General features: G+C 45.1%; 19 protein-coding genes. 15 read left to right on the forward strand and 4 right to left on the reverse strand.

Annotated features, from left to right (window positions below; all coding sequences use genetic code 11):
* Nucleotides 1-95: 95 nt before the first annotated feature.
* The 5 genes from AC58QM_RS12695 to AC58QM_RS12715 all read left to right on the forward strand — a co-directional run bounded on the left by AC58QM_RS12695 (nt 96) and on the right by AC58QM_RS12715 (nt 4,750).
* On the forward strand, nt 96-1,142 hold the full coding sequence (locus tag AC58QM_RS12695; RefSeq protein ID WP_497284405.1) for an ABC transporter ATP-binding protein: 1,047 nt from the start codon (nt 96-98) through the stop codon (nt 1,140-1,142).
* Nucleotides 1,142-1,951: an ABC transporter permease gene (locus AC58QM_RS12700; RefSeq protein WP_497284407.1), complete on the forward strand. Its 810-nt coding sequence runs from the start codon at nt 1,142-1,144 to the stop codon at nt 1,949-1,951. The genes AC58QM_RS12695 and AC58QM_RS12700 overlap by 1 nt, the downstream gene beginning before the upstream one ends.
* A gap of 4 nt (nt 1,952-1,955) precedes the next feature.
* On the forward strand, nt 1,956-2,777 hold the full coding sequence (locus AC58QM_RS12705) for an ABC transporter permease (RefSeq protein WP_497284409.1): 822 nt from the start codon (nt 1,956-1,958) through the stop codon (nt 2,775-2,777).
* Between the two features lie 445 nt (nt 2,778-3,222).
* Nucleotides 3,223-3,951, forward strand: coding sequence for a hypothetical protein (locus AC58QM_RS12710; RefSeq protein ID WP_497284411.1), 729 nt, complete (start codon nt 3,223-3,225; stop codon nt 3,949-3,951).
* A complete protein-coding gene (locus AC58QM_RS12715; protein ID WP_497284413.1) occupies nt 3,917-4,750 on the forward strand; it encodes a hypothetical protein in 834 nt (277 codons plus the stop codon). The genes AC58QM_RS12710 and AC58QM_RS12715 overlap by 35 nt, the downstream gene beginning before the upstream one ends.
* Nucleotides 4,751-5,089: 339 nt before the next feature.
* Here AC58QM_RS12715 and AC58QM_RS12720 read toward each other — a convergent pair whose 3' ends face one another.
* Complete coding sequence (locus AC58QM_RS12720) at nt 5,090-6,601, reverse strand: sulfatase family protein (protein WP_497284415.1); 1,512 nt, start codon at nt 6,599-6,601, stop codon at nt 5,090-5,092.
* Nucleotides 6,602-6,754: 153 nt separating this feature from the next.
* On the opposite strand from AC58QM_RS12720, the gene AC58QM_RS12725 reads away from it, so the two are divergent.
* From AC58QM_RS12725 to AC58QM_RS12755, 7 genes are all read left to right on the forward strand, one after another.
* The gene (locus tag AC58QM_RS12725; protein WP_497284417.1) at nt 6,755-7,597 is read left to right on the forward strand and encodes an AraC family transcriptional regulator; all 843 of its coding nucleotides are present in this window, start codon (nt 6,755-6,757) and stop codon (nt 7,595-7,597) included.
* A 100-nt stretch (nt 7,598-7,697) separates the two neighbouring features.
* Nucleotides 7,698-9,446 carry a sensor histidine kinase gene (locus tag AC58QM_RS12730; protein WP_497284419.1) on the forward strand — a complete coding sequence of 583 codons (1,749 nt, stop codon included), beginning with the start codon at nt 7,698-7,700 and terminating at the stop codon, nt 9,444-9,446.
* Between the two features lie 3 nt (nt 9,447-9,449).
* A complete protein-coding gene (locus AC58QM_RS12735; RefSeq protein WP_497284421.1) occupies nt 9,450-11,012 on the forward strand; it encodes a response regulator transcription factor in 1,563 nt (520 codons plus the stop codon).
* Nucleotides 11,013-11,107: 95 nt separating this feature from the next.
* On the forward strand, nt 11,108-12,442 hold the full coding sequence (locus AC58QM_RS12740; RefSeq protein WP_497284423.1) for an ABC transporter substrate-binding protein: 1,335 nt from the start codon (nt 11,108-11,110) through the stop codon (nt 12,440-12,442).
* 219 nt (nt 12,443-12,661) lie between these two features.
* Entirely contained in the window at nt 12,662-13,564 is a 903-nt protein-coding gene (locus AC58QM_RS12745) for a carbohydrate ABC transporter permease (RefSeq protein ID WP_310226550.1), read from the forward strand.
* A gap of 64 nt (nt 13,565-13,628) precedes the next feature.
* Nucleotides 13,629-14,408 carry a carbohydrate ABC transporter permease gene (locus AC58QM_RS12750; protein WP_497284481.1) on the forward strand — a complete coding sequence of 260 codons (780 nt, stop codon included), beginning with the start codon at nt 13,629-13,631 and terminating at the stop codon, nt 14,406-14,408.
* Nucleotides 14,409-14,432: 24 nt separating this feature from the next.
* Nucleotides 14,433-15,476, forward strand: a complete 1,044-nt coding sequence (locus AC58QM_RS12755; RefSeq protein WP_497284425.1) for a glycoside hydrolase family 88/105 protein — start codon at nt 14,433-14,435, stop codon at nt 15,474-15,476.
* Between the two features lie 293 nt (nt 15,477-15,769).
* On the opposite strand, the gene AC58QM_RS12760 is transcribed toward AC58QM_RS12755, so the two are convergent.
* Together AC58QM_RS12760 and AC58QM_RS12765 are read right to left on the reverse strand one after the other, a co-directional pair.
* Nucleotides 15,770-16,528: a YheC/YheD family protein gene (locus tag AC58QM_RS12760; RefSeq protein ID WP_497284427.1), complete on the reverse strand. Its 759-nt coding sequence runs from the start codon at nt 16,526-16,528 to the stop codon at nt 15,770-15,772.
* A gap of 112 nt (nt 16,529-16,640) precedes the next feature.
* Complete coding sequence (locus AC58QM_RS12765; protein WP_497284429.1) at nt 16,641-18,635, reverse strand: beta-galactosidase; 1,995 nt, start codon at nt 18,633-18,635, stop codon at nt 16,641-16,643.
* Nucleotides 18,636-18,889: 254 nt separating this feature from the next.
* Here AC58QM_RS12765 and AC58QM_RS12770 point away from each other — a divergent pair, with 254 nt between their 5' ends.
* From AC58QM_RS12770 to AC58QM_RS12780, 3 genes are read left to right on the forward strand one after another with little or no spacing between them, the layout of a single operon-like run.
* The gene (locus AC58QM_RS12770; protein ID WP_497284431.1) at nt 18,890-19,861 is read left to right on the forward strand and encodes an ABC transporter permease; all 972 of its coding nucleotides are present in this window, start codon (nt 18,890-18,892) and stop codon (nt 19,859-19,861) included.
* Nucleotides 19,862-19,894: 33 nt separating this feature from the next.
* Complete coding sequence (locus tag AC58QM_RS12775) at nt 19,895-20,779, forward strand: carbohydrate ABC transporter permease (RefSeq protein WP_310226561.1); 885 nt, start codon at nt 19,895-19,897, stop codon at nt 20,777-20,779.
* 47 nt (nt 20,780-20,826) lie between these two features.
* On the forward strand, nt 20,827-22,413 hold the full coding sequence (locus tag AC58QM_RS12780; protein ID WP_497284433.1) for an extracellular solute-binding protein: 1,587 nt from the start codon (nt 20,827-20,829) through the stop codon (nt 22,411-22,413).
* Nucleotides 22,414-22,925: 512 nt separating this feature from the next.
* Here the strand turns inward: AC58QM_RS12780 and AC58QM_RS12785 are convergent.
* Nucleotides 22,926-23,348, reverse strand: a complete 423-nt coding sequence (locus tag AC58QM_RS12785) for a VOC family protein (RefSeq protein ID WP_497284435.1) — start codon at nt 23,346-23,348, stop codon at nt 22,926-22,928.
* Nucleotides 23,349-23,418 lie beyond the last annotated feature (70 nt).

The raw sequence follows: 23,418 nt of genomic DNA on the forward strand, positions 1-23,418 counted from the left end.
TATTCGCAAATTATTGGAGTATCCCCCCGTTGGAAAACCTTGGTATAATGGATAGGATCATTTCAGACTATCGCAAACCAGAAGGAGAGAGTGCTTTGTCGTTAATTGAGGTTAAGCATTTACGAAAAACGTTTGAAACCGATGTGAGACGTACGGGGCGATTTGCAACGTTAAGGAGCTTAATAAAGCCCGAGAAGCGCGAGATGGTCGCGGTGGAGGATATTTCTTTTTCTATTGAAAAAGGGGAAAGTGTTGCCTACTTAGGGCCGAACGGCGCGGGTAAATCGACCACGATCAAAATGCTGACGGGCATCCTCGAGCCAAGTGGAGGCACCATTGAAGTAGCGGGGTTGGTCCCGCACAAAAGTCGCAAGCAAAGCTCCTATCAGATCGGTGTCGTATTCGGACAACGGAGTCAGCTGCTATTCGATCTTCCTGTGAAGGATTCCTTCGATCTGCTACGGTATATGTACAGCATCTCCTGGGACAATTATCACAGAAATTTACGTGAGTTTGCCGAGGTTTTGGAAGTGGAGCATTTATTAAACCGTCCAGTGAGAACGCTTTCACTTGGGCAGCGGATGCGATGTGAAATCCTCGCTTCTTTATTGCACGAGCCAGATATTCTCTTCTTGGATGAGCCAACGATCGGGCTTGATGTTGTCGCGAAGGAGCGCATTCGTGCTTTTATTCAGAAGATTAATCAAGAAAAAGGTGTCACGCTGCTACTCACGACACATGACATGCATGATATTGAGCGGTTATGTCATCGGACGATGATTATCGATAAGGGCCGATTAATCTATGACGGCACCTTGCAACATATTCGCGATCATTTTGCGACGGAGCGGCAAATCAAAGCAACGTTCGAAGAGACATGGCTCGCTGAAGCGGCAGCCTCGTTGTTTAAGGGCTATGAGGTCATCACGCAAGTAGAAGAACGGATGCTCAAAATCTCGTATGATCAGCATCAAATCGATACGTCAACATTGCTTAAACATTTATTAGAGAAGACACAACCGCGGGACCTTACCATGCAAGATGAGAACATCGACGCCTTAATATCTCGGATTTATCGCGAGGGAATTTCCGGTCCATCACTTGGGTCTCATCCTAAGTTGGAAGGTGTGGTCATTCGCTAATGGATACCTTGAGACGGCTTGGTGGCATGTCCCGTATTGCGGTTCGACAACGGATGCAGTTTCGATTTGATTTTATCATGACACTGGTGTCAACGCTGATGTTCTGTGTCCTTTATTACATGCTCTGGAAAGCGATTTATACCTACGGTACAGGGCAAGTGTTACCTTGGGAGCAATTGATTACTTATATTATGGTTGGGCAGACGATTAACTTCGCACGGTGGTCACCTGCGGAGCGAGCTCCTACGTATGCGATGGCGTTACGTGTTCGTTCGGGGGACATCGCACTTGATCTGATTCGACCGGTGGACTTTCAGGTTCAGCGATTTGTAGAAGCAGCGGGCTTTTTTGTCGTGGAAATGGTGTGGGTTAATATTCCTGCTTTACTCTTATTAATCTTCGGTCTTGGGATATTATCACCACCGAGCTTGGGGGCAGGGGTTGGCTTTGTGCTAAGTCTTTTCATAGGCTTCTTAGTGGCATTTAGTATTAATTCCATTATTATGATGATTTCGTTTATGACCACGAATACGTTCGGCGTACAGCTGGCGAAGCGGGCCATTATGGATATTTTCGCAGGTACGTTGATCCCATTCGATTTCTTTCCAAGTAGTCTACAGACGGTCCTTAATTATTTACCTTTTCAAGCTATGGCTTATATTCCACTTTCGATTTATACAGGCAGATTGACGGGAATACATATTGGCTATGCACTGTTGGAGCAGCTTGCCTGGGCACTAGTGATGATTGTGATTAGTCGATTATTGTGGATGAAAGCGGCGAAACGACTCGCGATAAACGGGGGGTGAAAGGATGCTTGCACCGAAGAGAAGCTGGATACAGCAAGTTGTGTATCTCATAGGGATGTATGGTCAATTTTTAAAAGTGTATGTTAAAACGTTAGTTGAATATCGGGCGGATACACTCATCGCGGTCATTGCGGGGATTGTTGCACAGGGGAGCACATTGATTTTTTTGACGGTGATATTCAATCGAATTCCGATGCTAGCAGGCTGGGACTTCCATGAATTGGTCTTTATGTTCGGACTTGCCGCAACGGGGCGAGCGCTAAATCAGACCTTCTTCAACGCGCCATTCCTGTTAACAGGGTACATTCGGAACGGACGTATGGATATGATGATGGTGAGGCCAGTTGGTGTGCTTTTTCAAGCGATAGGATATTCGCAAGAGTTGAATGGCGTCGGTCAACTGATCACAGGGTTTGCGATTATGGGATATGCGGCTTCACACTTGGAGATGACGTGGACATTCTTAAGCGTTCTTTATGTCGGCATCGCATTGTTATGTAGCGCGTTCATACAATTCTCGATCTTGCTCACCATCAGTGTACTTACATTCTGGATTCAAGAGGTACGCTCACTGATTTATCCGATAACATGGCTATATGATTTCACAAGATATCCTTTACAAATTTTTCATCCGCTGCTTCGTGGACTGTTAACTTACATCATTCCGTATTCATTGGCCAGCTTTTATCCAGCTGCGTACTTATTACGACCAGAGCAATACGGCTGGGCCGTTTGGGGTGTTCCAGCCGCTGCTATGGTAATCGTGATGATTGCCTATTTTATATGGTCACAGGGGTTAAAGCGTTATTCGAGTGTTGCGGGATAAATTGTTCGTTGCGACTACAGTCAATATACATAGGATACACAGTTTCCTGAGTGGGAAGGGCTACCTTGGTGATCACTTTTGGAACCGTTTCGGTCAGGGGTTCTTGTAAGCTTACAGCAGTCTGTCTGAGGCGTTTACTCTTCTCGAAAACATCGATGACGAGATAATACATAATACATAGCACGATAAAACCCAATCCGCAGATTTGTAAGTTTTGCATCCTAGTACGCCTCCTATGAATCATTTTTCATAGATTAACGTAATTTGATTGCAATGTCGCTCGAAAATCGTTGTCGTTTTCTGACATTTTGTCAATTAGCTTCTAAATGTGTTCGTTTTTCTTGACAATATAAGTGAGAACCATTATCATTCGATGTAGTGAGTAAATGAAAATGATTATCAATCGCTGACGAGAATGAACGACATCATGAGGGGGCTAGTCGATATGAATCATAGCGAGAACGGTATTGGCGTCGGGACCTTGCAAGTCATTGCAGATTATCAATTAGAGCGGTGGATGCATACCCTCACTCATGAAGATCGTGGAACGGATTCCGAAGATCTAAATTGGCAGCAGCTAACGCAATACGCGGCTTATCATGCCATTAACGCATGGTACACCATGCCCGTAGCAGCTCGAACGCATCGTGCGTTAACGCACGATTTCGAAAAGAAATGGACGAATAAAGTCCAAAAATTCGGCTCAGATACCTTTTATAGCAATGTTAAGCATAATGTCATTGAGCAGTTGTATGGCATTCTGACAGGTGAAAGCCGGATGGAATGGCCGATCCTTTTATTTGAAAGCATGGATGTGTGGGTTGATGAGCTTGATATGGGTTTATCGATGATCGTGCAAGCGATGGACTCGTCGCAGCAATCCATTGTGATACATAAATTTGTCGTGGAAGACAGCGCGGCATCGCTTGCCCTGTTTACACATATGTCGGTTGTTTTTTGCAATAAAGCATTCGGAGGGATTCCTGTGCAGCTGCAACTTGTCAATTTGATGAGCGGCAAGCAGCATCGTATTGAGACGAACCATTTCACTATGGAGCAATCGTTGGATTATCTCAGACTTGTGAAAGATGTGTATTTGGAAAGTCGCAGATGTACGTGCTGCAGAGAGGATGAACTTCATGGAAACAAATTCGACATGGCAATCCACCAATGATTTGCTATCCTTACGATTTACCACATTGACTGCCTCTCCAGATGGGGTCTTATATGCGGGGACTGAAGGGCACGGTGTGGTTCAGTTCTCGCCGTTACGATCATGGGAAAGCGCCTCAGAAGGCTTGCCGGCGCAGGTTCATGTATATCGCTTAGATTGGGTGGATACGCAGTTATTCGCTTCCACAAGCCACGGATTATATCATCTTGAGGAAGATGTATGGCAGCAAACAACCGTTACGGATCCCTGTTATCGGGCAGTTGGCTGGGGCGATCGATTCGTGCTCACGGAAAATGGTCTGCTCTGCGGGAATCAGGAGGAATGGCTGCCACTTGCATATCGCGGGAAGAAAACCTACGATTTGATGGTGACTCCTCATTTCATATTCTTAGGGTATGAAGATGGCATCTCCTATTACGATTTATTTACGGGGGATTGGTGCAGCATGCCGCTCACCCAAGCGGTGACCAGCTTAGCGGTGTTCAACACTTTGCTCGTAGGAACAACGGAGCGTGGAGGCTTAGTCGTAGGCAATAAGCAAGGCGGTTTAAATCAGCACCGGTTTGAGGGCATGTTCTTGAACCGATTGGTCGCGCATCGCGGTGACGTCTATGTATGTGCCAATACGGGGCTGTATAAACTGATCGAGTTCAGAGGCAACATCATGCTTCATGCGTTGAATGCGCAAGCCGAGGTGACGGATTTGCTGATTTGGCGAGATATGATGGTCATCTCAACACGTGGTTCAGGTATTAAATATAAACATGCCGATAAGACAGGCTTTCAAACGGTTCTATAAAAAGAGAGAAGCTCCCTGAGAAGGGAGCTTTTTTGACGTTTTGGAGTTTTTGGAGTAAGCGAAGCTTACTCCTTTTTGATTCCTATTCAGCATCTCGCAATGAGCAGAGAACTGCAAAAATACATCTTTTTTAAGGAGAATAGCCCGTTTATCGAGGAATTGCTGCGAAAATACATCCTTTTTCACTAATACTCCATAAATAGGATAAATTTGGTGGAAAAAGATGCATATTCGCATCTTTTTAGATTCTGACTTTCCGAGGACGGAGGCAGCCGTGTTTCTTAACGTATATAGCCTTTTCTATACCGTATAAAGCGGCTCAAGAGGGTTTAGAGAGGGCTAGGCGCCCCAAATTCGCGGCATCGCCACCGGCTCTTTCCCCAACTCCGCCCAAATATAAGCCAACAACAGATCGGCTTTCAATTCTTTAAACGCAGGCTCATCCCATAAATTTCTGATCTCACCTGGATCCTCTTGGAGATCAAAAAGCTCACCATACGTTTGATTATAGTAGACGGTTAGTTTATAGCGATCATTTACATATGTCTTCTGATGAATGGTTGTCTTCTCGTGGCGGAATTCACAGATGGCATGGTCACGTACACGCTCTGCCTGACCTGTCCATACGCTGCTTTGATCTATGCCCGTCATGAAGCATGGAATTGGCAGCCCCGCCATGGATAGAAAGGTAGGAGCCAAGTCGACGAGGGACTGAATGGCATTCGAAGTTGTGCCGGCAGGCACATGGCCCGGATATCGGACAATAAAGGGGAGCTTAATCAGATCCTCGTAGTGGAAGCCGCCTTTATATTGCAGACCATGCTGCCCAAAGAAGTGACCATGATCAGTTGTAAAAACGACAATGGTATTCTCAGCAAGTCCAAGCTCTTCTAATCGGTCTAGAATACGGCCGATGTGTGCGTCCATACAGCTGATCATCCCATAATAGGTGGCAACGAGCTGTTTGCGCTCGCTTTCTGGTAGACGAGAATGCGATTGATAACCATGGATGCCAAAGCCGCTTTCTTTTAGATGGGAAAAGTCGGGATTCTCTTCTTGTGTTAAACGGAAATGCGGTGGGTTCTTGTCATGCTCGCCAGGTGTGATCGCTGGAATCGTTAGCTTGTCCGGATCATACATGGTATCCCAAGGCGAAGGGACTAAATAGTCAGGATGCGGATCAAAGAAGCTCGACCAAAGGAAGAAGCCTTCATCGGATTGTTGGTATTGTTCCAGAAGGGCATTCGTTCTTTCAGCTATCCAGGTATTGTAGTGAAACTCCTCGGGAATGGCCCAATGATGCAACTGATTAGGATCCATCGTTCCTGTTGGAGCTAAGAAATAATCGCGCCAGTTGGTGAGTCCTTTCTCTTCCATCCATAGGGCATAATGTTGTCCTACGTGTGCTTCATTCGTATGATTGCGGGCTAATTCAACATGGTCAAAGCCATAGAATGGCTGATCAAAGGTTCTCCAGAAATCGAGGTCCTGAAGAATGGGATAAGATTCTAACGAAGGGTATTCTTCTGTGCCTTTGAGCGGTTGAAAATGAGCTTTCCCGACTAAGGCAGTTCGATAATCCGCTTTTTTGAAATCTTCACCAACCGTATGTCGATCTTCCAGCAGCTTTGTGCCAAGTGTCCATGCGCCGTGCTGACTCGGATATTGTCCCGTAATGATGGAAGATCTAGTTGGGGTACAGGTAGGGTTTGGGCAATAGGCTCTGGTAAAGGTCGTACCTTCGTTGACAAGCCGATCTAAGTTAGGCGTGGATAGTTCAGGGTTAAAAGCCCCAATCGTATTCCAATGCTGTTGATCACTTGTGATGAGTAGAATATTAGGTTTCTTCATAAGGCTGCTGCCACCTTTCATCTGCATGGTATTTTCTATGTTTAGTATAAAAATAGGAGGAGCATACCAACATGATTGAATGTTAGAAGTTGTCATTATGTTGGCTTTTAATTATGCTAGATAGATCAGGCATATAAGAGGAGCTGTATCTCCATGCAAGAGTTAGAGATGGAATTTGCCGATATCTGGCTGGCCATTCCCCACCCTTTTCAAAGTGCAAGCGGATGTTGGGTTGTACGTGCGGGTCAGAATCTCGCTAAGCCAAGCTACCACATTGGTCCCAGAGTGATTGAACAAACAAGTTTTCATTGGATCATTCAAGGCAAAGTGAGAGTGACTTCGCTTGATGTTACTGTTGAATTAAGTGAGGGAGATTTATTTTGCTTATTTCCCGGACGTCCCTATGTGTATGAAACGATGCAATCGGATGATGGCATACCGCCACTGAAAATGATTTGGCTCGCGATGGAAGGGGATCAATTGCCACTAGTAAGAGCGGAATTCGGACTTACGCCTACTAAATATTGGTTACATGATATTGTAAGTAACGAGGTTGGAGAATCATTACGTAGTGTGATAGGGGCTATTGCAGGGCCAAAGAAAAATATGTTTCTCGAACAGCGAGCACTCAGTGACTTATTTTATAAAATGAATCTACAAATTAACCGTTCTTCTTCGAAAGAGAAAGAAAATTGGCTGGCTCAAGTCAAGGATTTCTTCGATCTTCACTATACCGAGCATATTCGCGTTGAGGATGCAGCCCAACATTTTGGCTATCATAGATCCCATTTATATACCGCATTTCTGAATAAATATGGCATTTCTCCACAGCGTTATTTAGCCCGAAAACGGTTAGAAAAGGGGGCCGAGCTCCTCAAGACAACGACACTGTCTGTGACAGAAATCGCCTATTCATTAGGCTATTCCGAGCTGTACGCATTCACACGTGCTTTCACGTCTTATATGGGGGTCTCGCCACGGGCCTATCGGGGGTAATCTGACCATGAAACAGAGGGCTTGCCAGTAACAGACCGTTGACCATTGGTCTTCTGGATGCCATAATCGATAACAAAACGAAATAGGGAGTCGGCCAGCCATGGGTTTACGTTCCGTCCTAGATACTTATCGGCACATGAAGATCAAGAACAAATTATCCATTTTGATAACGATGATTATCGCGGTTTCGTTGACATTCACCATTTTGATACAGCAATATGTCTTCTCGATCTACGATGGGCAAATCTATGAGAAGTCCTCTCGCGTGCTTAATTTATCGTCGACTGCCATTGAAACTGAGCTCAAGCGATTGCAGCAGCTTTCTTATCGGATTTTGGCAGAGGAGCAAGTGCAGGAATGGTTGACGTCACTCAAAAGAAATCCTTCGGATTATGACCGTCTGATCATTAGTCAATACTTGGTTGATCGGCTGATCAGTTATTCGGGGGAAGAGCCCTATCTGTATTCGATTCAAATTATGGATGCCAAAGGAAATGAGCATGAAGGCGGTAATATCATGCGAATGGATGCGGAGCGGAAAAAGCATATTTTGGATGTCGCCGCTGAGGGCATGGGAGAAAACCGTTGGTTGTACCCCGACAGCAAAGATTCGGCGTTGATCGCGACGCGGGAAATTCGCTCGTTTCACAAAACAAACTTTGATTTGGACTATTTAGGTACGCTTGTCATTCGGATTAATATTGATAAGATTGTCCGTGATATTGCACCCGAAGAGGGGGACGTGATGATCGTTTCTAATGGAAACGTTATCTTCCCAAGTAATCCCTCTTTTGATTGGACGCGGATCGCCGCACCGATGAACAATGGGAAGGGCTATGAAATCCAGAAAATTGACGGCGAAGAGTATTTCATTGCCCAAATACAGTCATTGAATACGGGGTGGACGTATTTGAATATTACGTCGTTTAATCAGATTTTTGATCGGATTATTTTTATTAAAGAAATGGTCGTTTTCGTCTTTATTGCCATCTTTGTCGTTGTCATTCTTATAGGCATACGATTCTCGTACAGCTTAACGCGGCCGATCGACGAATTGATGGTACGCATGAAGCTTGCAGAGAAAGGAAATTTCGAAGAAGCGAATTTATTTCCCCCTGGCGGACAAGTGGCCATGAATGAAATTGGTCTTTTGCAGCGAAGCTTCCGATTCATGATCGAGCGTATTAACACCTTAATTCAAGAAAATTATGCCAATCGTCTATTGATTAAAGAAACGGAATTTAAAGCGTTACAGTCTCAAATCAATCCTCATTTTCTCTACAACACGCTGGAGTCGATCAACTGGATGGCGAAGGTGAATCGGCAAGCGAAAATCTCGGAGATGGTGGAAGCGCTAGCGTATTTGCTGAGGCACTCCGTTGATCTGAAGGAACCGATTATTACACTCGGTGAAGAAATCGATATTGTCCGAAGTTATGTGACCATTCAGAAAATTCGGTTCGAGGAGCGACTGGTGTTCAAGCTGGACGTACCTGAACACTTAATGAATCGCCCCATTCCCAAGCTGACACTCCAACCATTGATGGAGAACGCGATTCATTATGCGCTGGAGTCAACGATTGAGCCTTGTGAAATCTCGATTCGAGGCTGGAGCACCGAAGAGGGGATCTTCCTTGCTGTTGAGGATACAGGACCAGGCATCCCGAAAGGGATGATTGACAGATTGCGCAGTGGTGAAGTGACGACGAAAGGCAAGGGAATTGGACTTTTGAATATTGATGATCGGATTAAGCTTGCCTTCGGGGAAGATTACGGGATTCGTGTAGATGAGGCAGTGAAGCATGGGGCTTCGATCATTCTTAGTTTACCAAATGGTCAGGAGGAATAAGAAATGCACAAAGTATTATTAGTTGACGATGAGAGAATCATTCTAGATGGCATTTCACGTATGGTGGATTGGTCCTCCCTACAAACAGAACTAATCGGGACTGCGCGGAACGGGGTGGAAGCCTTCGATTTCATCCAGGTGCAGATGCCCGATATTATCATCAGTGATATTCGCATGCCTGGCATGGACGGACTCGAGCTTGTGGCTCGGGTACATGAGGCTTATCCTCAGATTCGCTTTGTGCTGTTGTCAGGCTTCGGTGAGTTTGATTACGCGAGTAGAGCCATGCAGTACGGGGTTAAGCATTATTTGCTAAAACCAACGAACGAAGGCAAAATTGGCGAAGCGCTGCAGGAAATTGTGGCTGAGCTTGAACAAGAGACGAATAAAGAGTCGTTCGTACGGAACATGAAAGCGGAACTTGAGAAAGTGATGCCGCATGTGAAGGAACAATTCTTAAAGGAATTCGTGACGAATAAAACATATGGCCATTGGGATTGGGACTATTTCCGCAGCTTATTTAAGCTGGATTTTGACTATCAAATCCGTCTTCTTTTGTTTCAGTTGGAAGGCAGCTTTGAGTTCGAGCATCTGTTTGCGATCAAGAATATTGCCCAGGAAATTCTAGAGAGCCCATTGCTCAGTACGACAATCGGCAATCATGTCTTAATTCTCCTGGAAGAATCCGACCACATCGATCAGCTCCATGAGCGGATTTATCATATCCGAGACACGTTTCAGACGTATTACAAAATGGACACAACAATTGCCCTTAGTGAACCCAGCCATATTACGAAAGCCAGACATCTGTATAAGCAATGCTTGCATCTGTTGAATTATCGGTTTTATTTGGGAGAAGGCAGCTTAATTACCCGCAAAGATACCGAAGTCTCGCAAGAAGCATCGCCGAGAGAGCTGGGTTGGGACGAGGAGCGTCTCAATATGTCTGTGAGATCCGGTCATCGTGAGGAAGCGGAGGCTGCTTTGCATGCTTTTATTGCGGGATTAAAGGAAGCACAGCTGGACATTGATGTAACGAAGTCCTATGTGATTCAGCAATTTGTTTCCTTAGTTCGGCAATGTGCACCTGAAGAAATGAATCATTATTTTACGCAAATCCCCTTGATTGTGGACATGCATACGCTTCAGAATATTCAGACTTTCATGGAAAATGTAGTCCTTACCATGACGGAACGTTTCTATGGACTTAACAAAGTGAAGCATAGCGCGATTGTTCAGAAGGTAATGGATGTGATTAACTCCCAGCTTGGGAATACGGAGCTCAGCTTGAATTGGGTAGCTCATGATATGTTGTATATGAATGCGGACTATCTCGGGAAATTATTCAAGAAGGAAACGGGAGAGAAGTTTTCCAATTATGTCATGAAAGCAAGAATTAATCGTGCCACGGAAATGATTGCGGAAGATACAGATATCAAAATTTTTGAACTTGCGGAGCGACTTGGGTTTGGAGACAATCCCCAATATTTTAGTCAAGTTTTCAAAAAATACCGGGGTTCGACACCTTCTGAGTATATGAAATCGACAGACACCTCTGCATTTTAAACAAATAGGACTGTATTTTGGATTAACCTTTCCTCCTTCCAGCGCGATAATACGAATAGAAAGAAACCGATTACAACTTTGGGGAGGAAATACAGATGAAAAAAGTGATGTTTACGATTATCTCGGCTGCAGTACTACTTGCAGGTTGTGGTACAAGCGGTTCTAGCGGTTCAACTAGCTCACCAAGCACAGGTTCTAGCCCAGCAACGAGTTCAGCTCCAACGACAAGTGCCAAAGCAGATCCAGTTACATTGCGCGTTTCTTGGTGGGGCGGTCAAGCTCGTCATGACTATACGCTGAAAGTCATTGAGTTGTACCAACAAAAATACCCGAATGTGAAAATTGAGTCGGAGTATGCAGCATTCGACGACTACTGGAAGAAACTTGCTCCACAAGCAGCAGCGAATGGCTTGCCTGACGTATTTCAAATGGACATCTCTTACCTGACACAATATGGCGGCAGAGGGCAATTAGAAGACTTAACACCATTTACAACAAGCGGCGTGCTCGACGTGAAAAACATTGCTGAAAACAATCTTTCCGGCGGTAAAGTGGATGGTAAACTAGTTGCACTAAACGCAGGCTCCAATGCCTTAGGTGCTACGGTGGACACGCAAATGCTAAAAGACAATGGCATTACACCGAAGGAAGATTGGACATTTGGTGATTTGGACGCAATTGGCGCTACGCTGAAAGCCAAAGGCAAATTGCTTGCCGGCGATCTTCGTCATGACGTGTACTTCCCGTTCTATCTGAGAAGCGTTGGTCAAAAGCTATACGCGGCTGATGGCGCTGGACTTGGCTATGCGGATGATAAAGCGTTTGTTGACTACTACACGATGTACAAAAAATGGTATGATTCCGGTTACCTGCTGCCGCTAGATAAGCTAGCACAGAAAAAAGGAACTGCGGAAGACGACGAAATGGTTCTAGGCAATGCAGTTGCCACATTCGGTTGGTCCAACCAGTTCATCGGATTCAATACAGCTGCGAAACGTACGCTGGATGTTATCAAAACACCAAGCTGGGGTCAAAACAAAGCATTGTTCTTGAAACCAAGTATGTTCTGGTCTGTTGCAAAAAGCTCCAAAAACAAAGAAGAAGCAGCTAAATTCGTTAACTTCTTAATCAATGATATCGACGCGAACAAAATCATCATGGGTGAGCGCGGTGTACCAGTTTCGTCCAAGGTGAAAGAAGCTTTGATGCCGCTCTTGACGCCTGAACAAAAGAAAGTATTTGAGTACGTAGCTTGGGCAGAGAAAAATGCTTCCCCGATGGATCCGCCAAGTCCGATTGGCTCCGTTGAAGTAGAGAAACTGCTGAAAGATACAGCTGAACAAATCATGTACAAAAAGTTGACAGTTGAAGAGGGCGCAGCGAAATTCCGTAAGGATGCGACAGCAATCTTGGCTAAAAACAAAAAATAAGCTCGGCACGAAAGCCTCCGCATGTTCCTTATGCGGAGGCTTTCTTCGTGTTCGAAAAGCGTGTTGTTAGAACAGTGTAAACGCTATTATCACTCTGTTATTTATACAAACAGAACGGTTTTTTGCCTTCTGGCAGTGAATCAACTCTTTTATAATAAAGGTAGAGAAGAGAGGAAGCGAGGCTTCCACTTCATAAATCAAGTTAGGGGTTGATCACCAATGAACAAGCTGCGTTATAACGATAACCTGGTGGGGTACATATTTGCTTCCCCTTTCATTCTGGGGTTTCTCATTTTCACGCTGTATCCGATTATTTCTTCACTCTTCTATTCATTTACGGATTACAATTTGTTTGATGCACCGAATTTTATCGGCTTTGACAACTATGAAAAAATGTTTACAGCGGACGACAAGTATTGGAAATCAGTCAGTGTAACCTTTACGTATGTATTCGCTAGCGTGCCATTGCGTCTTGCCTTCGCCTTAATGGTGGCGGTGATACTGAATAAAGCAGTCTCAGGTATCGGCATTTATCGCTCCTCGTTTTACTTGCCTTCGTTGATCGGCGGAAGCGTGGCGGTTTCCATCATGTGGACGCAAGTGTTCGGGGATAAAGGCTTGGTGAACTCCGCTTTAGGCGTTATCGGAATTCACACAGATACGTCCTGGATCGGAAATCCGTCGACGGCATTATGGACACTGATTGCGTTGTCCGTTTGGCAGTTCGGGTCTTCCATGCTCATCTTCTTGGCAGGTCTCAAAAACATTCCAGCCTCTTATTATGAAGCGGCTAGCGTCGACGGCGCGAATAAAGTACGCCAGTTTTTCAAAATCACGCTTCCGTTGCTTAGCCCAATTATCTTGTTCAACCTAATTATGCAAACTATCTCAGCGTTTATGACCTTTACGCCAGCCTACATTATTTCCCGCGGCGAAGGCGGACCGCTAGACAATACATTGCTTTACTCTTTGTACTTATACCGCCGAGCGTTCCAATTCTACGAAATGGGTTATGCTTCCGCAATGGCGTGGGTGATGCTCATTCTTGTCGGTATCATTGCACTCGTTATTTTCCAAACTTCGAAATACTGGGTTTACTACGAAAACAAAGGAGAGAAATAACATGGCATACTCCAACAACTACAAACGCTTTGGCTATCATCTCCTTCTAGTGCTATTGTCGCTCATGATGATGTATCCTATCATTTGGTTGCTTGCAAGCTCGTTGAAGCCCAATAGTGAAATATTTTCAACCGCGTATAGCTTAATTCCGAGTAAGATTGCTTGGGAGAATTTTCAAACAGGCTGGAGAGGCTTCGCAGGTAATTCATTCGGTCGCTTTTTCATGAATTCATTCTATATCGTAATCCTGTCGACGATCGGCGCGGTAGTCAGCTCAGCCCTCGTTGCGTATGCTTTTGGCCGCATCCCATTTTTCGGGAGAAACTTCTGGTTCGGCTGTATGATGCTAACGATGATGCTTCCGCATGACGTTACAATCATTCCACAATATGTTCTTTTTGCGAAGTTAGCGTGGATTGGTTCCTTTAAACCGATTATCGTGCCGCAATTCTTTGCGATTCCATTCTTTATCTTCTTGATTATGCAGTTCATTCGGACGATTCCGATCGAGCTCGATGAAGCTGCTAAGATGGATGGCTGCAGTAAATACAGCATCTTTTTCCGGATTTTGGTGCCACTTATCGTTCCAGCGCTCATTACATCAACGATCTTCTCCTTTTACTGGCGCTGGGAAGATTTTATTAACCCGCTGCTTTACTTGAACAAACCGAGTATGTACCCCGTGTCTCTAGCCTTGAAGCTTTTCTTGGACGGAGAATCCGTGAATAACTGGGGAGGCATGTTCGCCATGGCATCCGCGTCACTTGTACCGATTGTTGTTGTATTCTTCATTTTCCAACGGTACATTGTTGAAGGGATTAGTACGAGTGGTTTGAAAGGATAGAGGATGAGAGGAGAACTTGAAGATATGCCTAAATTAGTATTTGACGAAAATGAAATCAGATCAGCAATTGACCGAGTAGTAGATCGTACTTTCCGGATGGATTTCGGCTGGGATTGGCCTGGTGGTGTCGCGTTTTATGGCGTAAGCGAAGCTTATGCAGCCACAGGGAATGAAAGCTATCTCACCCGTTTGAAGGCTTGGGTGGATGAAAATATGGAAGATGGCTTGCCGAAGCTTTCGGTTAATGCGGTGTCCATCGGACATTCCCTACTTACCTTATATGATGTGACGAAAGAAGAGAAATATCTGGACACGGTGAAGGAAATGGCGAATTTCCTAACCACAGAAGCGGAGCGCTTTGGGGATGATATCCTCCAGCACACCGTTAATTCCGAAACGTACAATTTCCCAGAACAAGCCTGGGTAGATACCATGTTTATGGCTGGTTACTTCCTGCTGCGTGTGGGGAAATTGCTGAATAACGACGATTATTTCGAGTTAGGGTTGAAGCAGTATCATGGACATGAAAATGTCCTGCAGGATGCGAAAACGAACCTGTACTATCATGGATGGGACAATATTGCTCAAAATAATATGTCCGCCATGTTCTGGGCACGCGGAAACTCATGGGCAGCACTCACAATGGCACGCGCACTCCATCTAGTAGAAGTGACTCATCCTTCGTTCATGATTATTGATGGCTCCTTGCGAGATCAGCTAAGCGCACTTGTCCGACTGCAGGATGAGTCAGGCTTGTGGCATACCATTCTGGATGATGCAACAGCTCCGCTGGAAACGTCTGGATCATCAGGTATTGCGACTGCTTTACTCACGCGAGGAAGACTGTACAATAAATATTCACAGAAGTCGATCGATGGTATCTTAGCGCGAATTACCGAGGATGGCACAGTAACAGGCGTATCGGCTGGAACTGCTGTCATGAAAAACGCAGAAGGCTACAAAGGCGTGCCTGACAAGCGTATCCAAGGCTGGGGACAAGGATTAACGTTGACTTTCCTAGCTGAGGTGTTGAATTCCAAGAAAAACAGTTTTGGGAACGGATGTTAGTGGTAGTAGCAAGCCCACGGCAAAGCGGCCCGGCCTAGGTGCAACTCTAACTGCCTCATGCTGCGGCTAGATGGAAAATATACAGCTATTATTACCGGTATCCGGTGAAAATTTGTTTGAAATGGAAAACCTCCAGTTAAAAATGGTCATTCTCTGCGAAACGCACAGAAACGCCAAACTTAACTGGAGGTTTTCCTGTTATTCCTATGAAACGGCAAAATGACGAAGAAATAGATGGAAGATTTCCATCTATTTCCCGTATTTCACCTAGTTGGAGTCATGAATCTAGCTATTTACTTCTTCCGCCCATACTGCTTGCCTGTGTTCACCATTCGCTGATATAACTTGCGATTAGACATGTTCTTCAGCGGATAAAACTGTGGACGTGTATTAACTTCCAAAATCCATGGATTCCCTTTTGAATCGAGTGCGACATCAAGACCTAGTTCACGGAAACCTCGCTTGTGATAATCAAAGGTATTGCCGACCGTTACACCCATCTGTTTCAAATGCGCTTCCCGCTCTTGGATATCAGCTTTCGAATACCCTGCACCCTGCATCGTCGGTTTGAAATACCCAATCGTTCCGCCTTGATTATAATTGGTGGCTACTTTGCCTGGTCTTCCAATTTTGGTGAATAGTCCCGTGGTGATCCAATTTCCTTGATTCGTTTTTTGTACCATAACACGAATGTCGAAAGGTCTTCCTTTTGTTTTTGCAAGTGAAATCCCTTTCTGCAGTAAATAGGACCGCTTACCAGCGTGATTGGACAGTCTGATATGCAGTTTCTTCTGCGTTGAACAGAAATTTTTCTTGCGATTCAATTGGGTCTGGAAGCCTTTCGTTTTCCGCTTGATACGGATAATATTTGAACCGCCTGAGCCGCCTGTAGGCTTAAAGAAGACAGTTTTATACGAATCAATCATAGTATCCAAATTCGTCTTCGTAAAAAGCAAGGTCCGAGGGACATATTGGCGTAATTCATGATGTTGAAGCAGCCATTTCGTTTTAACCCACTTGCTCTTTATTGAACTGCTTTTATAATCTGCCATAAGGTGTGCACCTCTTTTTAGACAGCGTATGTGAGGCGAATGCTGCTTGTCAGTGCGTTTACCCAGTTGATAGCTTCAAAAAGGTACAATCGTTTATGAAATGGATCGGTTTCTATAAGAGGCCGGCAAATTGAATGACTTTATGCTCGTAACGTTCTAACGTTAGTTTCCCCTCACGGTATTTCATGCCTGTGACAGGGTCAATACCACCCTGTGGGAGTGTCACGCTGCCGCCATTACCGTCCATGTTAACGACTACCCACACGTCATACCCATCGCCTCGTCTTGGAGCGACAATTGTACCTGCGGTCACATCGGTGCGGAGGGTAACGCCAGCATCATCCGCATATTGCGTAATGAGTTTGTTCAATAGTCTCTCGCCTTCCTCGCCAGTTGGCATGGAGCCCAGCATGACGATTTTACCTTGGCCATAGGTCCGCTCGGTAAGGAAAGCTAATCCTGGTGTTAATCCTGCTTCCACGGTTCCGATAGCAACGGCTTCCTTCGGTTCGAAGACTGCACTCCACAGCGATAATGGAGCCGCGATGTCAAAGGCACTGCCGATCGATCCACTGCCGTCCATAGGGAACGTGTAGATCGTCTCCACGCCAGCGAGCTGCTCCAAATCTCCCAAGGCAGCATGCGTATGCAGGGTGTGTTCCTCCGTTCGTCCACCAGAGAGTGGTCCAACAACCCATATTCCGCCTTCTGCAACGAATGCTGTAGCACGCTTCATCAAATCGGATGAGATATAAGGGAGGAAGGGGGTAAATAGCAGTTTGTAACCCGCTAGTTCCGAACCTTCCGGCACGAGATCTCGGTGAAGCCCTAGGTCTAGTATCCGCTCATAGAAGGAGGTTACAAGCCCGCGATGATTCAGCTTCTGATGCGGTTCGGTTTTCAAGAACGCTTTGGAGCGATCTGAATAAGTCATGGCAACCTCTGCTTGTGTAGGTCGAGTAGCTAAGATTGTAGCTTCGATCTCTTTTCTAGCTTGCTCAACTTCTAACACATTCGGGAATCCAACCGTAGGTTTACCCCATGTACTGATTACAGAACCATGAGGCTGCTCACAGCCTGCACGCTGTTGTCTCCACAGCCAATAACAGAAGGCTTCTGCCCCTAACGCATAAGCAGCGACCGCTTCGACTTTGAGATACCCATTCGGATGCGGCTTCGCATAACTCGCCAATGAGGCAGCATGGGAGGGGCTTGTCTCCATGATCCAGTAATCCCGACCGCGCTTAAAGTTCCGCCACAAATCATTATTTAATAAATAGTTGGCAGGATGATCATAAGTTGCGTACGTATCGAAGGATGCGAAATCCAGCTCGCGGAATAAACGTTCATTATCCACACTGAAAGCAACGCTGCTGTTATGTGTAATGGGTGCGTCCGAGAATTGGCGGATGATAGTCGCTTGTTCATCGGAGAACTGCGCTATTTTTTCCATTGAGAATTGTTGATACATCGTACTCAGGGAGGAGTTGTGCAAGAACGGTACAGGACCAGGCTGCGGCACTTGCTCAAAGCTGTGATAGTATTCACTCCAAATTTGCGTGCCCCAAGCTTCATTCAGCTTCTCAACAGTTCCATAACGTTCCTCCAGCCAGTCATGCCATTGCGTAAGGCACGTTCCGCATAAGCATTCGGAGACATGCGCTTTAAATTCGTTGTCGATCTGCCAGCCAATCAGACCTGACAAGCGGCCAATGGCCTGAGCAATGTGCTTGGTGATGGTGGCGGCCTTTTCCCGGAAATAAGGATGATTCGTACAGGCATGCTGACGAGAGCCATGGCCCATGACTTGCAGCTGTTCATTGACATACATCCGCTCAGGATGTCCGTGCGTGAACCAAATTGGCGGTGTAGGAGTCGGTGTGCACATCACGGTATCAATGCCATTTTCATGCAAGAGTTTGACCATGCGCACAAAAAAAGTAAGATCAATATTTCCTTCTGTTGGTTCCATATTGGACCAGGCGAACTCGCCAATTCTTACGACATTCATGCCTGCTTGCTTCATAAGTTCAATATCTTGTGCAATGACTGTTTCATTCCAAAGCTCTGGATACCAGGCGGCACCGTGATATAGTTTGTTTCCCATGTCCATCAACCATCCTCTACTTCTAAAAGTTAGTTTCTACTATAAATGCTACCATGCCCCAGGGGCAATAACACATTCTTGCTGGAAATATTAGGGTGTTTCAACTGTTTTGAGCGGTTTGCACTTTCTTGATAGAGGTTGAAAAAAAGTGTGTGGAAGGGCTTACAAAAATGTCTGATAGGCGGTAAATGCCACGTGTTGCATAATAGGGCTACAAACGCTCACAAGGCGATCATGACATGGAGGTGAAAAGGATGAAGCAGGCAACTGCTCCTAATAACAGAGAGCTGGTACAGGTGAGCGAGGCGAAAGGGCTTCGCAGATCGCAGGTGTGGGCAAGGTTGCGCAAGGATAAATGGATCTACGCATTGCTAGCACCGGGATTGTTATATTTCATTATTTTTAAATATGTGCCCATGTGGGGTGTACTGCTTGCCTTTAAGAATTATCAGCCTTTTCTTGGCTTTTGGAAGAGTGAATGGGTGGGCTTGGAACATTTTCGCGTCTTTTTTCAAAACCCAGAGTTCTTCATGCTCCTCCGCAATACACTGTTGCTTTCCTTATATAACTTGGTGTTTTATTTCCCGGCACCGATTATACTTGCACTCTTATTGAATGAGATCAAGGTCAGTATGTATAAACGAACCATTCAGACATTAATTTATGTGCCGCATTTCATCTCTTTGGTAATCGTGGCCAGCTTAACTTATGTTTTTCTTACGACGCAAGGCGGGCTTGTTAATGAGCTTATGGAGAAATACCTAGGATATAAAATTGACTTCCTGGCTAGTCCGGAATGGTTCCGACCGATGATTATTATGCAAACGGTGTGGAAGGAATGCGGATTTGGCACGATCATCTTCCTTGCAGCGCTTGCTGGGGTCGATGTGGAACAATACGAAGCATCCATTGTGGATGGAGCCAATCGCTGGAGACAGTTGTGGCACATTACACTGCCGTCAATACGCAGTACGATCGTTATTCTACTCATCTTAAGGATGGGTGACGTGCTAGATAACGGTTTTGAGCAAATTTTCCTCATGCTGAATCCACTGAACAGGGAAGTAGCCGAAGTATTTGATACCTATGTCTATATGATGGGGATTACGCAGGGGGCATTTAGTTACAGTACAGCAGTTGGTTTATTTAAAGCTGTTATCGGCGTCATTTTAGTACTTGGTTCGAACTGGACAGCGAAGAGATTTGGACAATCTGGTATTTATTAATACGAAACTTATAGGTAAAGGAGGAGAGGGGTTTTGGCAAAGCAATATAAGAGCGTTCCCGGAACCATCTTCGATATAAGTAATTATCTTGTACTAGGTATTATTGGTATCGTTTCTATACTGCCATTTCTATATGTCATAGCAGGGTCGTTCGCTTCTGATGCTGAACTGACACAACGTGCCGTGTTCCTTATTCCGGAGACGTTTACTTTAGCGGCTTACCGCTTTATTTTCTCAACAAGCACGATTATCAAAAGTATTGGGGTATCGCTCTATGTCATGGTTGTTGGGACCTTCGTGAACTTGTTCTTCACCGTTACGATGGCCTATGCCTTGTCGAAGCGAGGGCTTATGGGACGAAACACCGTTCTGAATCTCATTATTTTCTCCATGTTGTTTGGCGGCGGTTTAATTCCGACCTTTCTAGTTGTACGTGAACTACACATGTTGGACACCTACTGGGCATTAATGATTCCAGGTGCGATTAGCGCTTTTAACTTGATTATTGTCAAAAATTTCTTCCAAGAGATTCCTCCAGAGTTAGAGGAAGCTGCGAAAATCGACGGTTGTACAGAGATCGGTCTTCTCTGGCGAATCGTACTCCCGTTATCCATGCCGGTCTTGGCTACGTTTACACTCTTTTATGCCGTCGGTCATTGGAACAACTTTTTCTCAGCTTTGCTATATATCAACGATCCTGCCAAATGGCCGCTGCAAGTCATGCTGAGACAGATTGTTTTATTGTCCCAAGCTGCTGCGGGGGATATCAACTCCATGGATCCTAATTTCGTCAAACCACCCGAGCAGTCCATTAAAATGGCCGTGATCGTCGTGGGCACCATACCGATTTTGCTTGTCTATCCGTTCCTGCAAAAACATTTTGCCAAAGGGGTCTTGATCGGCTCGGTCAAGGGGTAACGGAATACGATAGAGGCAAGTCCATAACCTAGAGGAGGCATGTTTAGATGAAGAAAAATGCGAAAAAATGGGTTACCGTAGCAACCGTAGGCACAGCCGTCATGACAACAGTCGTTGGTTGCAGTAGTGACAAAGAGGGTACGGCAACACCAGCAGCATCCGCTTCCGCCACACAAGCAGCTACACAGACCAAAGCACCAGAGAATCTGGCACCACTTGAACTAAGCATCATGCTTCCGATTTTCAAAACGAATTTTCCGAAGGACGATGGGCCGGTTACAACAGAAATTGAGAAGAAAACAAATACGAATATTCATCTGGAGTGGGTACCGAACGCATCCTACACAGATAAATTTAATATCACACTGGCCTCAGGCAAGCTGCCTCAGATTATCTATGTAGGTGATGTGAAGAACCCAAGCTTCGTTAACGCGGCGAAATCGGGCGCATTCTGGGAAATTGGGAAATATCTGAAGGATTACCCGAACCTGAGTAAATCAAACCAAGTCATTATGAACAACTCGTCCATCGAGGGGAAAAACTATGGTATTTATCGTGGCCGTGCTTTAGGCCGTAATGGGATCAACTACCGTAAAGATTGGCTGGAAGCTGTCGGTTTGCAGCAGCCCAAAACGATTGATGATTTCTACGCGATGCTGAAAGCTTTCAAAGAGAAAGATCCAGATAAGAACGGTAAAGACGACACGTATGGCATGGTTTTGGTCAAATGGACAGGACAATGGGCAAGCGGATTTGATACGATGAAGCTTTGGTTCGGTGCGCCGAACAAATGGGGCGTTGTTGATGGGAAGCTCGTGCCTGAGCATCAAACAGCGGAGTATATGGAAGCGCTTAAATTCATGAAGAAACTATATGATGAGAAGCTGATTAACCAAGACTTTGCTGTCTTTGATTCAGCGAAGTGGAACGATCCGGTTGTTAACAATCAAGCAGGTGTTATTGTTGACGTGACGGATACAGCTGCACGTATCGATGATCGTATTCATGCCGCACTAGCGAAGGATGGTAAAGATAATCCAAACATTCACTATGTGGATAATATGATTGGAGTCACAGGTAAAAATGGCTTAAAAGCACTGCCTACTTCTGGATTTGCAGGGATCTTGGCGGTTTCCAAATCGGGTGTGAAGACCGAAGAGGAACTGAAACGCGTTCTGAAATTCTTGGATCAAATGAACGAACCTGATCTTCAAACCCTAGCTGGCTTTGGAATTGAAGGGAAGCATTACACGAAAGACGGCGATGCACTAGTGCCAAGCAAGGAAACAGCGCTGTTGGAATCCGAAGTAGAAGGCTTGAACCAAATGCTGCCGTTTATTCCGGAAGATCGCGGTTTGAAAGTGAAGCAAACACCGCTTCGTCTACAAACGGCTAAGATTCAAAAAGAGGCAGAAGCAAACATTGTTGCCAATCCTGCAGAGCCGTTTATCTCAACGGTTTACTCACAAAAAGGTCAACAATTGGATAACATTATCAATGATGCACGTATTAAATTCATCGTCGGTCAAAGTGACGAAGCAGCGTTGAAAACAGCGTTCGAAACTTGGAAGAAATCAGGCGGAGATGACTTGGTGAAGGAAATGAACGATCTTTATACAGCTGCAAAGAAATAAAGTAGAGGAGCACCCGAAAGGGTGCTTTTTCAACGTAGAAAGCATCTCGATATGAGCAGAGAACTGCAAAAACACATCACTTTCAAGGAGAATAGACCCATTATCGATGAATTACTGCGAAAATACATCCTTTTTACCGATATTCGATAAAAAGGAGAAATATAGTGGAAAAAGATGTATATTCGCATCTTTCTTAATAGACCGTGACTTCTCCGGTAGAAAAAGATGCATATTCGCATCTTTTTTACGTGATGAGATTGAAGTGGAAAGCAGCGGCAAACATTTGGCTGTCCGCTTAATTCCGATTCAAATTCGATATAAGCGTACGGGCACACTACTCATGCTGAGCATCCCCCTCCGGTTGCAGCAAGAACAGCCTCGGCCGGAATCGACAGGTCTAGAGAGTGTGTTTACGGATACAATTAGTGTGGGTATGTCCGAGCTTACTGATCCTCTCATGACACTTGAGATATGGTATCATGATGCGGATACTTCCCTATATCCAACTGACATTATTCTGCGCTATCCCACTGTGGATTCCAGACAACTTCCCAAACATGACCATCCGGGTCTTGGAAATATCCTGAATAACCTCCCCAAAAAGTGTCATGAGCGGAGACGGTTATGGTTGCGCCAGCTATTCTCGCCTGTTCCATGACCTGATCTACTTCTTCTTTGCTAGTGACATTGTGTCCAAGTGTAAATTCAGTTGCACTAGGTTTTGTCTGTTTTAACTTCGTATCATAAGCGATACTGGTACGATGCCATATTGCGAGTTTCAAACCAGCTTGTAAGTCGAAGAAAGCAACGGCACCATGTTCAAATTCTTTTCCAATAATGCCATCTGTGGACCAACCTAATCCATCTCGATAGAAATGTAATGATTTTTCTAGATCATCTACACCTAATGTTAAGACCGTAATTCTTGGTTTCACATTATAGCCTCCCGTGAAGACACGTATTTAACTTACTTGTCTTATTCGGCGTTGCAATCGCAAGTTCCTC

The organism is Paenibacillus sp. J22P165 (genome assembly GCF_059692015.1).